We start from the raw sequence: 15,628 nt of genomic DNA on the forward strand, positions 1-15,628 counted from the left end.
TATTACTTTCCAGCTTGTACTGAAGTTATTGCAGCTAAATCCACGATATCTTTAACTGAACATCCTCTTGATAAGTCATTTATTGGAGCTGCTAATCCTTGAATTAAAGGACCATATGCCTCTGCATTAGCTAATCTTTGAACTAATTTATATCCAATATTTCCTGCTGCTAAGTTAGGGAATATTAATACATTAGCTTTTCCTGCTACTTTAGAATTTGGAGCTTTTTTAACTCCTACTGATGCTACTAAAGCCGCATCCGCTTGTAACTCCTCTTCAAATGCGAAATCTGCATTTCTTTCTCTTAAAATTTCTCCTGCTCTTTTTACAACGTCTACTGAATCATGCTTTGCTGATCCTTTTGTAGAGAATGACATAAGTGCAACTTTTGGATCTAATCCAGCTACTGTAGCTGCCGTTATAGCTGCTTCTGATGCGATATCAGCTAATTGCTCTGATGTAGGCTCAGGAATTACAGCACAATCTCCAAATACTAAGATTTCTCCGTAAGTTTCTACATTATGCTTTAACTCCATTAAAAATACTGATGATACTGTTTTTACTCCTGGTTTTGTTCCAACAACTTGTAATCCAGCTCTTAAAACATTTGCTGTGGGTGAATCTGATCCTGAAACCATTCCAGCTACATCTCCCATTTTAACCATCATAGCACCAAAGAAGTTAACATCAGTTGTTAATAATCTTTCTGCCTCTTCTGGAGTCATTCCTTTTTTTGCTCTTAACTCACAAAGTTTCTCAACATATGAAGCTAATTTATCAGTAGTTTTTGGATCGATAATTTCAACACCATCTAAAGATACTCCTAAATTTGCAGCAAATGTTTTTATTGTTTCTACATTTCCTACTAATACTGGAGTTCCTAACTTCTCCTCAACTACTCCTGCAGCTGCTCTGATTACTCTCTCATCAGTAGCCTCAGGAAGAACTATTTTGTTTCCTAAAGTTTTTGCTTTTTCTTTAATTTGAACTATAATGCTCACTTTAAGTCCTCCTTGATTTTTATTAAATAAATTGCACATTTTTAACTATACTGTAATAGTGCTCATAATTTTCAACTATATATTAACAAATTTTATATATATTTACAACAGAAATTCTATTTTTTTTAATATATTAGTCAAAAATAGCTTGTATGTACTCTTTACTATTAAACTCTCTTAAATCCTCTATTCCCTCTCCTACTCCTATATATTTTATAGGTTTTTTAAGCTCTTCAGAGATGCTAAATAGTATTCCTCCCTTAGCTGTTCCATCTAATTTAGTGACAATAAATCCTGTTAATTTTGTCACTTCGTTAAATACTCTCGCTTGAATCAATCCATTTTGTCCTGTAGTTCCATCTAAAACTAAAATTGACTCGTAAGGTTGATCTCCTATTTTTTTCTTTATAATATTATTTATTTTTTCTAATTCTTTCATCAGATTATTTTTATTATGTAGTCTTCCTGCTGTATCGATAATTACAACATCAGCATTTTTATCTTCTCCAGCCTTTAAAGTATCAAAAACAACTGCTCCTGGATCTGCTCCCTCTGGATGCTTTACAATCTCAGCTCCTGCTCTTTTTACCCATTCTTCTAATTGCTCAACTGCTGCTGCTCTAAACGTATCCGCTGCACCTATTACAACTTTTTTACCATCTTTAACTAATTTAGCTGCAATTTTTCCAATAGTTGTAGTTTTTCCAACTCCATTTACTCCAACTATTAATATTACATTCATTCTTCCAGGTTGAATATCTAATTTAGTATTTTCTGTAATCAAATATCCTTCTAATACATCTTTTAATACTGGGTATACATCTTCAGGTTTTTTAACTCCTCTAGCTTTTACTTCTGCTTTTAAATCTTTTACTATCTTCAAAGTCATTTCAATACCAATATCTGATTGTACTAAAGTATCTTCTAACTCTTCATACATCTCACCATCTACTATTGATTTTCCTGTAAAAATATTTTTTAAAGTTCCAAACAGTCCCTCTCTTGATTTAAATAATTTTTCTTTTAAAGATGTAAAAAAGCTTCTTTTTTCAACTTTTGGTTTTTCTACGTAAATTACCTCATCTTTTGTTTCTTCCTGATCTATTGTTGACTCTTCCTTTTCTTCATCATCAATAGCTTTTTCTACAGCTTCATCTATTTTCTCTTCTTCATCTATCTTCTCTTCTTTTTGTTCTTCAAGAGATTCTAGCTCCTCTTTTACCACTTCTTTTTCTAACTTTTCTTCTTGCTCTTCGACTTTATCCTCTTTTTTTCTACCGAAAAGTTTATTAAAAAATCCCATTATAGTCCTCCAAATTATTTAGAAATTATATGTCTTACGGCTAGTATCCCCATTACTGCAGCTATATTTAATCCACTTCCGTATCCTGAGCTGTCTCCTGCGGCATATAATCCTTTTATATTAGTTTCCATATTAGCATCTATTTTTATTCTTGTACTTCTAAATTTTATCTCAGGGAAATATAGTAATAAATCACTTGATGCAAATCCAGGAGTTATTTTGTCGTGAACTTCTATAAATTCTATAATATTATCTAAAATTCTCTTTGGACATGCTAAAGCAATATCTCCAGCTACGTAATCCTCTGTTGTAGGAATTATATTTAATCTAGCTATAGATTCATCTGTTGATCTTCTTCCCACTTTTAAATCTCCGTAAGATTGCATTAATATCTTACCACCAGTTAACATTGATGACATCTTCGCTATAGCAGTTGCATATTCAAATGGTTGCTTAAATGGTTGTGTAAATGTTTTTGTACATAATAAAGCTAAGTTTGTATTTTGAGATTTCTTATCTTTATATGCATGGCCATTTGCTAACACTACATCGTCACTATGCTTTTCTGCAGCTATAAATCCACTTGGATTTGAACAGAAAGTTCTCATCTTATCTCTATATTTTGTTGTATGATAAATCATCTTTGCTTCGTAGAAATTTTCGTTAATATCCTTCATTACTAAATCAGGTATCTCTACTCTTACACCTAAATCAACTGCACCTGTCTCATATGATACTCCTGACTCTTCACACATCTCCATCAGTTTTTTTGCACCACTTCTTCCAAGTCCAATTACAACATTTTTTGCGAAGTAATTTTCAACTTCATCTTTTTTATTTTTTACAGTTACTCCTTTTATTTCACCATTCTCTATTATTAATCCTTCAGCAGATCTTTCAGTTATAAACTCTACACCTTTTTCTAATAAAGAATTTACTAATTTTGTATATAGTTCTCTTGATCCATCTGTTCCCAAGTGCATTGTTGGTGTATCTACTAACTGTACATTATTTTCAATACATCTTTTCTTTAAATCTAACATAACTTGGTTGTACTCTAAACCAGATGGTTTTTCATCAAATCCAAAATCTTTATATATATCTGCTACATATTGAATAGTTTCATTTACAATTACTTTTCCAGTTAAAACATGAACATCTCCACCAACTCTATAATCCATATTAAATTTAGAGTCCGAAAAAGCTCCAGCTCCTGAAACTCCATAAATTATTGCACAAGTTGGACACTTTACACATGTTCCTAGCTTTTCTTTTGGACAAACTCTTTGTGTTAACATTCTACCTTTGTCTAAAACTAAAATCTTTAAATCCTTATTCTTTTTAATAGCTTCGTAAGCTCCAAAAACCCCAGCTTGTCCTCCACCTAAAAATATAATATCGTACATTTGTTTTCCTCCATTCATGTTCTACTGTCTAATCCAGTTTACTTTTTCTATATAAATATCCTCAGGTAAATTAGGATGAATCTCTCCTGTTCTTTGAGAATAATTATAATTCCAACCACCATTTTTATTTGTATTTTCAAAATCTTGTACATCATAAACTTCATTTGATGCAATTATTGAGTTACTACCATAAGTCTTAGCCAAAGTTTTTCGTCCATAAATATCTGCAAAAGATATCTTCTGTCCTTTTTCATTCACATAATCTAAAAGGTGTAAGTTCATATTTACCCCTGGTTTTGTTAACTCAGGATAACTCCCTGTCAATTGATAGTATTTCTCTAAAGCTATTCTAAGTTCTTTTGTACTTCTCACTGTTTCATCAATTTTGTACGTTCCTGTTAAATCATCGATTCCTCTCATAGCAAGATAGATAAATAAAATTGTTACTGCTATATTTATAATCCAATTTAGAGTAGTTATTCTTCCGTCTTTTTCCATCCCTTTAGAACCTCATTTTTATCTTTTTGGCTTTATAAAAGCTTCTCTAATAATTATTTCTCCACCCTTTGGTGATGTTATTTCCACTTTTAAAGGCCCTCTTTTTACAGATAACCATCCTAGTCCTTTAAAGACTAACTCTTCCCCTGTTTCCACTGTATAAACTTCTACATCTTTTTCTAAAGAGTTAAATTCATCTCTACAATTTTCACACGGTGGAGTTAAAAAGTCTGCTTTTTGCATTAACTCTTTTGCTTTTTCTACATTTGTTTCATGGAATGTTACATCTTTAGATGCATATAATGAAAATATCGGTTTTAAATCGTCATCGTTTAAAACTCTCATTTGAATCATTCCACCAATTAATATAACTCTATCTTCTTGAACTTTATAAGTTTTTCTTGAAATCTCATTAGCAGGAATTATATTTTGATTACACTCTTGACATACAAAATCAGAAAATCTTCCACTAGGAATTAATCCCGGAGTATCAATTAAAGTTATTTTTGAGAATGGAATCTCTGTTTTAACACTTTTTAAAGTTGTTCCTGGGAATTTTGATACTGTTACTCTTTTAGCACCTATAAGCTTATTTATAATACTAGATTTCCCAACATTTGTTACTCCTAAAACTAAAGCTTTAGCTCCATCAGGATAAAAATGCTTGATTTTCTTAAATATTCCATTTATTCCATATCCATTTTTAGAACTTACTATAGCTATATCTAAAGGAGAAATTCCCTCTTCTCCTAATCTTCCTTTAACCCAATCTGCAACTTCTGATGGATGTTTTTCATCTGGTATTAAATCTAACTTATTAATTACAACAATTGATTCCATCTCTCTTAAAATATCAAGAATCTCATCATCAAATGATCCTTCAAAATCGATAATATCAAAAACAGGTATTGCTACATCTGCTTCTGCTAAACTTTTTTTAACTTCTTGTCTATAATCCTCTTTTGTCATTTTTATAGGAATATACTGCCCATAATTTTTTATCTTAAAACATCTTTGACAAAGTAATTCTTTATTATCCCCTTCTAAAACTGATTTCGGCAAATATCCATTAGAATTAGGATTCTCTCCTTGAAGTTCAATTCCACATCCTATACATTTTTTCGTCATAAACTCTCCTTCAATTTATAATATTAATATTTTTCTATCATTTGATTTCTATCTCTTTAGACAGTTCTTTTCTTCTTTTTTTCTCTAAAGCTTCTAAATATATTTTTGTTGAATCTAAATTTGAGTGACCTAATAATTTTTGTAACTGCAATAAGCTAATACCATGCTCTAACATGTGAACAGCAAATGTATGTCTAAAACTATGTGGACTTATCTCCTTTGTTATTCCTGCTTTAACACCGTATCTATCTATAAGTCTTCTTAAAGAACGGTCAGTTAATCTTCCACCAGATCCGTTAACAAAAAGTATCTCTTTATTATATTTAGATCCTAACTTTTCCTTTTTAGCTACTATATATCTTTTGAAGAAATTTTTTGTTCTCTCACTAAAAAATACAGTTCTATATTTTTTAAAACTTGTTACAACAACTTCTCTACTCTCTAGATTAAAAACATCTTCTCCTAAACCTAGTAATTCTTGTGATGTTATTCCACTTGAGTAAAGAAGTTCTACAATCAACCTATCTCTCAAGCTGTGATAATTTTTTAACTCTATTGCTTTTCTAAATCTTACTATCTCTTCTAATTCAAGAACTTCAGGAATTCCTCTATCATAGCTTGGCGCTACTATTAATTGAGCTGGATTACTTTTTATTTTCCCCGTATCCTTCAAATATTTAAAAAATGATTTTATAGATGAGATTTTTCTATTTAAAGATCTCTTCCCTATATCACACCCTTGAAGTTCTACTAAAAACTCTCTAAAATTAAATCCATCTATATCAGAAATTTTTTTTAAATCATTACATTTTATAATATATTCATTAAATCTATATAGATCTATTCTTAATGACTTTATTGTATTTAAGCTCTTTCCTTTTGCGAACTCACAATGATATAAAAACTCTTTTATATCCCCTAATAAATTAAGAGTATCCATCTCAAACTCCTTTTATTTCTCTTGATTTAACTTTTCATCTAAATATTCTAAAGCTATTTTTGATATTTTATTATACTTCTCTTTTTTATCTCTTATTCTTTCATCTAAAGATTTTATTACACCAAAATTAGGTCCCATTGGTTGGAAATTTTTCTTTTCCTCTGTAATATATTTAATAATTGCTCCAATTGAGCTTCTATCATCTAATATTAATGGTGCTTTCCCATCCATTTTTCTAAGAATGTTAGTTGCCGCCATTAATCCAGTAGCAATAGCACAAACATATCCTTCTCCACCAGTTATTTGTCCTGCAAAGTATATATCTTCATTATTTTTTAAATTTAATGCTGGTGTTAATAGCTTTGTTGAATTTATAAATGTATTTCTATGCATAACTCCATATCTTACAAACTCTGCATTTTCAAGTCCTGGTATCATTGAGAATACTCTCTTTTGTTCTCCCCACTTTAAATTTGTCTGAAATCCTACTAAATTATATAACTTTCCATCTTTATCGTCTTGTCTTAACTGAACTACTGCAAATTCCTCTTTTCCAGTTTTTGGATTTATTAATCCTTTTGGTTTTAATGGTCCAAATAGTAGAGTTTTAAATCCTCTTTGAGCTATTCTTTCAACTGGCATACATGCCTCAAATAATTTTTCCTCTTCAAACTTTTTTAAAGGAGCTCTTTCTGCTGATATTAAAGCTTCATAAAAAGTTTCATACTCCTCTTTATTCATTGGACAGTTAATATATTCTCCTTCTCCCTTATCATATCTTGATTGGAAAAATACTTTATCTTTATCGATTGACTCTAAAGTTACAATTGGAGCTGCTGCATCATAAAAATATAGATATTCCTGCTCTAATGTTTTTCCAATATTTTTAGATAGCTCATCCGATGTTAATGGCCCACTAGCAACGATAACTATTTTATCTTTTGGAATCTCTTTCAACTCTTCATTTATTATTTCAATATTTTCCATAGAATGTAACTTCTCTGTTACCTTTTCTGAAAACCCTTCTCTATCTACAGCTAGAGCTTGTCCTGCAGGAACTTTAACTTCATCTGCAATTTCAATAAGTAAAGACCCCATTCTTCTTAGCTCTTCCTTCATTAATCCAGAAGCATTCCCTAAATGATCTCCTCCTAAAGAATTACTACATACTAATTCAGCAAACTTTTCACTTTTATGAGCTTCCGTTGAAACTTTTGGTCTCATTTCATATAATTTTACTTTAACTCCACTTTTTGCTAATTGGTATGCTGCCTCCGAACCAGCTAATCCAGCTCCTATTACTACTACTTCTTTATTTGTCATCTGTTCTCCTTTTTTATACATACAAAAGTCTCGCCTACAAAGGCGAGTCCTTTTATCTACTCTTTTTTATCTTTTTCTAATTTCTTTATATTTTTACAATCAGGATATCCTGTACAAGCCAAGAATTTTCCCCATCTTCCTCTACCTATTTTAAATGGTCTTCCACATTTCTCACAATTTCCAGCATTTTTTAGAATCTCTTCCTCTTCTTTCTGAATTTTATCCATAATCCATTTCAGTTGAACTATTCCATCTTTTTCTTCAATTGAACCATTCATAAGAAGCTTTTTTACTTCTCCAGGTAAAGAAACTCTTTCGTTATCCTCTTTAAAGTTTTCACTCTCTAAATAACTACCAAAACGTCCTAATTTTAGAAGTAATCTACTTCCATTACTTAAAAACACATCTGTTAATTTTCCTTGTTTAACTCTTAATTGCTCTTCTAATAACTCTTTTACTTTTATATTTCCATTTTTAATATCTTCTAATGGAATTTCAATCCCTTTTAAAGAGTATTTTTCCTTACAATTTTCATCTGTACAACATAAATATCTTCCAAATCTTCCATTTTTCATAATCATATTTCCAGATCCACAAGGGCATGGAACATCTGAAGTTATTATTCTACTCGATTCCTCTTCAACTTTAATTTTATAAAGCTCTAAATCTTTTGAAAGCTTTGAATAAAAATCTTTTAATATCTCAATCCAATCTCTCTCTCCCTCTTCAACTAAGTCTAAACCATCTTCTAAAGAAGCTGTAAATTTAACATCCATTATATCTTTAAAGTTTTTTTCTAATATCGTTTTTATTTCGTATCCTAATTCTGTTGGAATAAAACTTTTACCTTCAATTACAACATATTCTCTTTTCTTTAGAGTTTCAATTATTGACGCATACGTAGATGGTCTACCTATTCCATCAGCCTCTAATTTCTTAACTAAAGATGACTCTGTTAATCTAGAAGGAGCCTTTGTCCAATCCTCTTTTATGTGTAATTTATTCAGTTTTAAGAAATCACCCTCATTTATTGTTGGAAACTCTCCTAGTGGTAATTCCTCTTCATCCTTAAACACTTTATAATACCCATCAAATATTATTTTGTTTAAAGTTCCTCTAAATTGGTAATCTCCATTTTCTAAAATTATTTCAAATTGCTCATATTGCATTGGTGCTAATTGAGATATCATAAATCTTTCCCATATCAATTTATACAATTTATACTGATCTGGAGCTAAATCTTTCTTTATTTTATCTGGCTCTAAATAGATATCTGTTGGTCTAACAGCTTCATGGGCATCTTGAATTTTTTCATCTTTTTTCTTCTTTACCCCTTCTTTACCTAAATACTCTTTTCCAAAAGTTTCAACTATATAACTTTTTGCCATTTCTTTAGCTTCATCAGATATTCTTGTCGAATCTGTTCTCATATAAGTTATCAAACCTTTTTGATTTCCATCTATACTTATACCTTCATATAACCCTTGGGCTACAGACATAGTTTTTGAAGCTGAAAATCCTAAATATGATGATGATAATTGCTGTAATGTACTTGTTTTCAATGGCAGTGGTGGATTTTTAGATTTTTTAGTTACTTTAGAGTTAATAACTGCATATTCTGAATTCAATGTTAACTGAACATTTTTTACAATATCCTCATCTGTAACTCTTTCGAATCTTTTTCCTTCTATTTTATAGAGAGAAAGATTCATCTTATTTTCAAACTCACCTTTTATATCCCAAAACTTTTCAGGAATAAACTTTTTTATTTTATCCTCTAAATCACATACTAATTTTAAAGCAACTGATTGAACTCTTCCAGCACTTGTATTTGAAGATATTGACTTCCATAAAAGAGGACTTATCTCATATCCTACTAGTCTATCAAGTATTCTTCTTGCTTGTTGTGCATTAACTCTATCTATATCTACTTTTCTAGGATTTTTTATGGCTTCTCTTATTGCTCCATTTGTTATTTCGTTAAACTCTATTCTATTAGCTTCATTTTCATCTAATTTTAATGTTTGAGCTATATGCCATGCAATAGCTTCTCCTTCTCTATCCGGGTCAGATGCCAAATATACTTTATCTGATTTTTTAGCAAGATCTTTTAAAGTTTTTATTACATCTCCCTTTCCTCTTATCGTTGAATAGCTAGGTTTGAAATCATCTTGCACATCCACTCCGATTTTACTTTTTGGCAAATCTCTTACATGTCCAAAGGAAGCTGTAACATGAAAATTATTCCCCAATATTTTTTCAATAGTCTTCGCTTTTGCAGGTGATTCCACTATTACTAAATTTTTTTTCGCCACTATTTTCACCCCTAATTTTTTCTCTATATACATTATTCGCTCTTAATTATATTAGAAATTAATAAAAAAATCAACCAAGGGTACCAAGTTTCCCATTTATAAACGTCTTCTGTAGTGTCCTGCTGGTAAGCTTTGAATATAACCCTCTATTTCTAACTCCATTAAATTACTCAATAATTCACTTGTTTCACAAGAAACTTCTTTTCTTATTTCTTCTAAATGCATTTTCGTTTTTAATACACTATATATTTTTAGTTTTATCCCAATTAATTTATTTAATTTTTTTCCATCTTCACTTATTTTTAACCAGCTGTACTCATTTAATATATCTTCACCAGATACTATCAATTTAGCTTGAGACAGCTTTATTAATTCATTACATCCTTGGGATAGTGGATATGTCACATCTCCAGGAAAAGCAAAAACATCTCTTCCTTCTTCTAAAGATATACTCGCAGTTATTAAACTTCCTCCTTTTGAAGAACTTTCAACTACTACAGTTCCTTTAGATAAGCCAGCTATTATTCTATTTCTTATTGGAAAATTTTTAGGTGTTGGCCTCATTCCTATTGGAAATTCTGATATTACTAATCCTTTTCGTTCTATTTCATCTCTTAATTTGATATTTGTTCTTGGATAAAATATATCTATTCCACATCCTAAAACAGCAATAGTATTACCTTTATACTTTAATACTTCCTTATGAACTATTGAATCTATTCCTAAAGCTAATCCGCTTACAATAACTACTTCTCCATCAACTAAATCTTTAACTGCTCTTTCACAACAAAGTTCTCCATATTTTGTTGATCTTCTTGTACCTACTATAGAAATCATTTTATTTTTACTTAAAAGTTCTATGTTTCCTTTATAAAAAAGAAAAAGTGGAGGTTTTGCTATATTTTTCAAACTATCAGGATATCTATAATCGTTAATACTAATTAAGCCTATCCTATTTCGTTCTAAATAATCCATAACCTCCAAATATTTTTCACAGTATTTTGAATTTTCTATCAATCTGGTATCGTCTGTGGTTAAATTCAACATATTTGTAAGTTTATCTAAATCAGCAAAAATATCTTTATATCGTTTATTACATCCCATTAAAGCTCTAATCTTACTATTTTTTAAACCCATTAATTTTAATCGATACCACTCCATCTGTCACCTCTTTTATCTAGAATATGTAGACGTTAACATATTACTTATCTCTCTTGACTGTGGATATAATCTTCTTCCTTCTTGTAAAACCTCTCTTGCTCTATCAATTTTCTTTTCAGCCAAGTAAATATCTCCTAAAGCTAAAAATCCTTCTACACTAGGCGCATAGTTCATATATATTTGAATATCATCTATCGCTTTATTGTACCTCCCTAAATTTCTGTACGCTAATCCTCTTCCTAAATAAGCTTCTTTCATACTAGGCTCAATACTAATTGCAACGCTATAAAAATCAATCGCTTTATTGTAATCTCCAATAAATCTATAACTTGTTGCTGCTCCAAATAAATTTCTAGAGCTATCTATATTGCTACTAAAAATTTGAGCTGCTCTTTCATATTTTCTATTTCTAAAATATTGATCTCCTAAATAGAAAACCTGATTTTCATCTCCACTTATAGAGTTTATATAACTTTTAAAATATTTTTCATACTCTTTTAAAAGAACTGCCGCTTTATCTCTATCATCCTCTCTCGCTATTTGGCTTTCTAGACTTTGAATATATGGTGGTCTTTGATCACCTAAAGCTATTAAACTAAGAAAAAGAAATAATATTCCTATTAATTTTTTCATTTTAAATAATCTCCTCTATTCTACTAATTATTTTTCCATTTTTTATAGTTGTCTCAATTGAATCTCCAAGTTTTACTTGAGAACTTTCTTTTATTACCTTATCGCCTATTTTAGTTATACTGTAACCCCTTTTTAAAACATTTAAAGGATTTAAAGCAATTATTTTTTCTGTACACACTTCTAACTCGTGACTTTTATTTCTAAATATTTTTTTCATAATATCTTCGATTTTCTCTTCTTTTGATACTAACATTTGATTTTTTTCCTCTATAGCCTTTATAAAATTCTTTAGTACATAACTACTTTGTAGCTGTTTTATCTCATCTTTTTTCTTTTTTATTACTCTATTGATACTATCTTTTACTCTTTTTTCTTTTTCTAACAATTGTTTTTCTATCTCTTTTTTTACAGGAATAGATATTTCTATTGCTTGAGTTGGAGTCGCTGCTCTAACGTCTGCTACTAAATCAGATAATAAATTATCTATCTCATGACCTACAGCTGATATTATTGGTTTTTCACTTTGAAAAAATGCTCTTGCTACTTCTTCCTCATTAAAAGCCCACAAGTCTTCAACACTTCCTCCACCTCTACCTGCAATAATTAAATCTATTTCCGGTATTTTATTTAATGTTTCAATACCCTTTACAATCTCCTCTTTAGCTCCTACACCTTGAACTTTAGCTGAATAAATATAAATATCTATATTTTCAAATCTTTTTCTTGTTGTATTTACTATATCATGAAATGCTGCTCCTGTATACGCTGTTACAATTCCTATTGCCTTTGGATATTTAGGTAAAACTTTTTTAAATAATGGTGAAAATAACCCTTCCCTCTCTAAATCCTTCTTTAACTTTTCTAACTTTGCAAACATCTCACCAAGCTTATCTTCTTTTTGTACATGTCTAACCAGTACCTGAAAATCTCCTCTAGCTTCATAGAAGCCAACATCTCCAAATATCTTTACAGAATCTCCCTCTTTTAAATCTTCAGCTATTCTTTTAAATTTATAATTAAATGCTGCACATTTTATCTGACTCTGTTTATCTTTTAAAGTAAAATATAAATGACCACTTTTATAGTATGTTACTCCTGAAAGCTCTCCCTTTAAAAAAAATTCTTGAAAGTTTGGGTTTTCATCTATATATCCTTTTACCATTTTATTAAACTCTGTTACACTATAAATTTTCTCTTCCATAGTTCACCCCTACATCTCTAATAACATCAATTTTAATTTGTTCATCTCATCTCTTTTCTCTATAGCTTTTTCAAAGTTCAATTCTTCAGATAATACTTTTATTTCCTTAACTAATTTTTTTATCTCCTTTTCTATATCCTCTTTACTTGTGAAATGCTTAGTTTCAACTATCTTCTCCTCTTCAGCTTCCCAATTAAATAACGATTCTGAAACTTCTCTAAAAATTGTCTTAGGCTCTATATTGTTTAATAAATTATATTCCCCTTGTTTTCTTCTTCTTCTTTTAGTTTCTTCGATAGCATATTTCATAGAATCAGTCATAACGTCACCATACAATATTACTCTTCCATCAACATTTCTAGCTGCTCTTCCTATTGTCTGAACTAATGATCTTTTACTTCTTAAAAAACCTTCTTTATCAGCTTCTAAAATAGCAACTAATGATACTTCCGGTATATCAAGCCCCTCTCTCAATAAATTTATTCCAATTAAAACGTCAAATTCACCTTTTCTTAATCCTCTAATAATCTCAATTCTTTCTAAAGTATCTATATCTGAATGCATATACTTTACTTTAACACCTAAAGTTATATAATACTCTGTTAATTCTTCAGCCATCTTTTTGGTTAAAGTAGTTATTAGAACTCTTTCCTTTTTTAAAGCATTTTTTCTAATCTCATCTAAAAGATCATCTACTTGATTTTTAGTTTCTCTAACTTCTATAATTGGATCTAAAATTCCTGTCGGTCTAATTAGCTGTTCAGCTATATGTCCATTAGATTTTTCTATCTCAAAATCTCCTGGAGTAGCTGAAACAAAAATTGTTTGACCACAATTTTCTCTGAACTCTTCAAATGTCAAAGGTCTATTATCTAGGGCTGATTTTAATCTAAATCCATTTTCAACTAAAGCTGTCTTTCTTGCTCTATCACCATTATACATCCCTCTTATTTGGGGAACACCAATATGAGATTCATCTATATAAACAATAAAATCTTTAGGAAAATAATCCATTAATGTATCTGGTTTGTCTCCAGGGTTTTTATGTGTTAAGTATCTTGAATAATTTTCAATTCCTTTACAGTAACCAACTTCTCTTATCATTTCTAGATCATAGTCTGTTCTTTGCTTTAATCTTTGAGCTTCTAAAAGTTTTCCTTTTTCTTCAAACTCTTTTACTTCTTTTTTTAAATCTTTTCTTATCTCCTCTATAATTCTTTCTTGTTCCCCCTCTTCTGTTACATAATGAGTAGCAGGAGAAATTGCAACTCTTTCTAAATTTCTTTTTATCTTTTGACCTGTCAATGTATTTATTTCAGAAATCTCCTCAATTTCATCTCCCCAAAACTCTATTCTATAACCATTTTCCATATAAGATGGATATATATCTACTACATCTCCTTTTACCCTAAACTTACCTCTTTCAAAAGCGATATCATTTCTTTCATATCGTAGTTCTATCAACTTTGATATCAACTTTTTTCTACTATAACCTGTTTTTTTATCAATTGCTATAGTTAAATTTTTATAAGTCTCTGGTGATCCAAGTCCATAAATTGCAGATACCGAAGCTACGATTATAACATCTTTTCTATTTATTAAAGCAGCCGTTGCCGCATTTCTAAATTTATCTATTTCATCATTTATAGACGAATCTTTCTCTATGTAAGTATCTGTTGTTGCTATATAGGCTTCTGGTTGATAGTAATCATAATATGAAACAAAATATTCTACTGCATTTTCTGGAAAAAAACTTCTATACTCTGCAAATAACTGTGCTGCCAATGTTTTATTCGGAGCTAATATCAATGCTGGTCTACCACTTTCTTTTATTATATTAGCTATTGTAAATGTCTTTCCTGAACCAGTTACCCCTAGTAATGTTTGATCTTTTACACCTTCATCTAATCCTTTAATTAATTTTTTAATTGCTTCTGGTTGATCTCCTGTTGGACTATATTTTGAATTTAATTTAAACATCTTTGTGACACCTCCATTAAAATAGGGAGAGGTAACTCCTCTCCCTTAAAGTATCTCTAGTTATCGTTTAAAAAAATTGGAGTTTCAATTTTTAATATGTTTTTTCTCCCTTTGCTAGCTTCAATTAAAACAATACTTGAATCTTTATCTTTTGAATAATGAACAAATTTAACTCTTTTAACTGAAAATCCATTTTTTATAAGCTCTTCTGAAATTTCTAAAAATCTATAGCTTTTATGTACCATGAAAAGCTCACCTCTTGGTTTTAGTAACCTTTTAGCGTTTGCTATAAACTCTTTCAAGTTAAGCTTTATTTCATGTCTTGCTATACTTTTTATATCTTTGTCATTAATTTCTTTTCCATCCAAAACCATATATGGTGGATTTGAAATTATATAATCATATGTATTTCCTTCTTGGATATTTTTTATATCCATATTAACAACTTCTATTCTATCCTCTAATCCATTTCTTTTAACATTTCTAATTGCTAAATCTGCAATCTCTTTTTGAATCTCTACCGCTTTTATTTTAGATATTTTATCTTTAGCACATAACAATATTGGAATTATACCATTCCCTGTTCCAATTTCTAATATTTTAGAATTTTTCTTTCCATTGAAAAAATTAGCTAATAAAACCGCATCAGTTCCAAATCTAAATCCTTCTTTTTTTTGAATTAAAGTGTACCCTTCACAAATATTAGCTATATCTTCATTTTCAAAAATCATTTTCTTTT

The 15,628-nt window shown here is 29.8% G+C and carries 13 protein-coding genes; all 13 read right to left on the minus strand.

The annotated features are described in order from the left end of the window. Window positions 1-2: 2 nt before the first annotated feature. The 13 genes from pta to HMPREF0202_RS11620 all read right to left on the minus strand — a co-directional run bounded on the left by pta (window position 3) and on the right by HMPREF0202_RS11620 (window position 15,620). A complete protein-coding gene (gene pta / locus HMPREF0202_RS11560) occupies window positions 3-1,001 on the minus strand; it encodes a phosphate acetyltransferase (protein ID WP_040407388.1) in 999 nt (332 codons plus the stop codon). A 133-nt stretch (window positions 1,002-1,134) separates the two neighbouring features. Beyond that, window positions 1,135-2,304 carry a signal recognition particle-docking protein FtsY gene (ftsY, locus tag HMPREF0202_RS11565; RefSeq protein WP_023050980.1) on the minus strand — a complete coding sequence of 390 codons (1,170 nt, stop codon included), beginning with the start codon at window positions 2,302-2,304 and terminating at the stop codon, window positions 1,135-1,137. 14 nt (window positions 2,305-2,318) lie between these two features. Further along, a complete protein-coding gene (locus HMPREF0202_RS11570; RefSeq protein WP_040407391.1) occupies window positions 2,319-3,710 on the minus strand; it encodes an NAD(P)/FAD-dependent oxidoreductase in 1,392 nt (463 codons plus the stop codon). A gap of 21 nt (window positions 3,711-3,731) precedes the next feature. Then, the gene (locus HMPREF0202_RS11575) at window positions 3,732-4,208 is read right to left on the minus strand and encodes a hypothetical protein (protein ID WP_023050982.1); all 477 of its coding nucleotides are present in this window, start codon (window positions 4,206-4,208) and stop codon (window positions 3,732-3,734) included. A gap of 18 nt (window positions 4,209-4,226) precedes the next feature. Further along, the gene (gene yqeH, locus HMPREF0202_RS11580; RefSeq protein ID WP_023050983.1) at window positions 4,227-5,336 is read right to left on the minus strand and encodes a ribosome biogenesis GTPase YqeH; all 1,110 of its coding nucleotides are present in this window, start codon (window positions 5,334-5,336) and stop codon (window positions 4,227-4,229) included. 37 nt (window positions 5,337-5,373) lie between these two features. After that, a complete protein-coding gene (locus HMPREF0202_RS11585) occupies window positions 5,374-6,276 on the minus strand; it encodes a tyrosine-type recombinase/integrase (protein ID WP_023050984.1) in 903 nt (300 codons plus the stop codon). A gap of 12 nt (window positions 6,277-6,288) precedes the next feature. Then, window positions 6,289-7,599, minus strand: coding sequence for a methylenetetrahydrofolate--tRNA-(uracil(54)-C(5))-methyltransferase (FADH(2)-oxidizing) TrmFO (gene trmFO, locus HMPREF0202_RS11590; RefSeq protein ID WP_040407393.1), 1,311 nt, complete (start codon window positions 7,597-7,599; stop codon window positions 6,289-6,291). A 56-nt stretch (window positions 7,600-7,655) separates the two neighbouring features. Next, window positions 7,656-9,947, minus strand: coding sequence for a type I DNA topoisomerase (gene topA / locus HMPREF0202_RS11595; protein ID WP_023050986.1), 2,292 nt, complete (start codon window positions 9,945-9,947; stop codon window positions 7,656-7,658). Window positions 9,948-10,010: 63 nt separating this feature from the next. Beyond that, window positions 10,011-11,075, minus strand: coding sequence for a DNA-processing protein DprA (gene dprA / locus HMPREF0202_RS11600; RefSeq protein WP_023050987.1), 1,065 nt, complete (start codon window positions 11,073-11,075; stop codon window positions 10,011-10,013). 12 nt (window positions 11,076-11,087) lie between these two features. Then, a complete protein-coding gene (locus HMPREF0202_RS14840) occupies window positions 11,088-11,708 on the minus strand; it encodes a tetratricopeptide repeat protein (protein WP_023050988.1) in 621 nt (206 codons plus the stop codon). A 1-nt stretch (window position 11,709) separates the two neighbouring features. Further along, window positions 11,710-12,909, minus strand: coding sequence for an exodeoxyribonuclease VII large subunit (gene xseA / locus HMPREF0202_RS11610; protein ID WP_023050989.1), 1,200 nt, complete (start codon window positions 12,907-12,909; stop codon window positions 11,710-11,712). A 9-nt stretch (window positions 12,910-12,918) separates the two neighbouring features. After that, on the minus strand, window positions 12,919-14,889 hold the full coding sequence (gene uvrB / locus HMPREF0202_RS11615) for an excinuclease ABC subunit UvrB (RefSeq protein ID WP_023050990.1): 1,971 nt from the start codon (window positions 14,887-14,889) through the stop codon (window positions 12,919-12,921). 56 nt (window positions 14,890-14,945) lie between these two features. Further along, complete coding sequence (locus HMPREF0202_RS11620; protein ID WP_023050991.1) at window positions 14,946-15,620, minus strand: tRNA1(Val) (adenine(37)-N6)-methyltransferase; 675 nt, start codon at window positions 15,618-15,620, stop codon at window positions 14,946-14,948. Between the last annotated feature and the right edge of the window lie 8 nt (window positions 15,621-15,628).

This window comes from Cetobacterium somerae ATCC BAA-474 (assembly GCF_000479045.1).
Classification (GTDB): domain Bacteria; phylum Fusobacteriota; class Fusobacteriia; order Fusobacteriales; family Fusobacteriaceae; genus Cetobacterium_A; species Cetobacterium_A somerae.

What these genes read in the sequence shown, in the direction of transcription:
- topA (WP_023050986.1), bottom strand. Translation starts at nt 9,947, where the DNA reads ATGTATATAGAGAAAAAATTAGGGGTGAAAATAGTGGCGAAAAAAAAT.
- dprA (WP_023050987.1), bottom strand. Translation starts at nt 11,075, where the DNA reads ATGGAGTGGTATCGATTAAAATTAATGGGTTTAAAAAATAGTAAGATT.
- HMPREF0202_RS11575 (WP_023050982.1), bottom strand. Translation starts at nt 4,208, where the DNA reads ATGGAAAAAGACGGAAGAATAACTACTCTAAATTGGATTATAAATATA.
- HMPREF0202_RS11620 (WP_023050991.1), bottom strand. Translation starts at nt 15,620, where the DNA reads ATGATTTTTGAAAATGAAGATATAGCTAATATTTGTGAAGGGTACACT.
- HMPREF0202_RS11585 (WP_023050984.1), bottom strand. Translation starts at nt 6,276, where the DNA reads ATGGATACTCTTAATTTATTAGGGGATATAAAAGAGTTTTTATATCAT.
- trmFO (WP_040407393.1), bottom strand. Translation starts at nt 7,599, where the DNA reads ATGACAAATAAAGAAGTAGTAGTAATAGGAGCTGGATTAGCTGGTTCG.
- HMPREF0202_RS11570 (WP_040407391.1), bottom strand. Translation starts at nt 3,710, where the DNA reads ATGTACGATATTATATTTTTAGGTGGAGGACAAGCTGGGGTTTTTGGA.
- yqeH (WP_023050983.1), bottom strand. Translation starts at nt 5,336, where the DNA reads ATGACGAAAAAATGTATAGGATGTGGAATTGAACTTCAAGGAGAGAAT.
- xseA (WP_023050989.1), bottom strand. Translation starts at nt 12,909, where the DNA reads ATGGAAGAGAAAATTTATAGTGTAACAGAGTTTAATAAAATGGTAAAA.
- ftsY (WP_023050980.1), bottom strand. Translation starts at nt 2,304, where the DNA reads ATGGGATTTTTTAATAAACTTTTCGGTAGAAAAAAAGAGGATAAAGTC.
- HMPREF0202_RS14840 (WP_023050988.1), bottom strand. Translation starts at nt 11,708, where the DNA reads ATGAAAAAATTAATAGGAATATTATTTCTTTTTCTTAGTTTAATAGCT.
- uvrB (WP_023050990.1), bottom strand. Translation starts at nt 14,889, where the DNA reads ATGTTTAAATTAAATTCAAAATATAGTCCAACAGGAGATCAACCAGAA.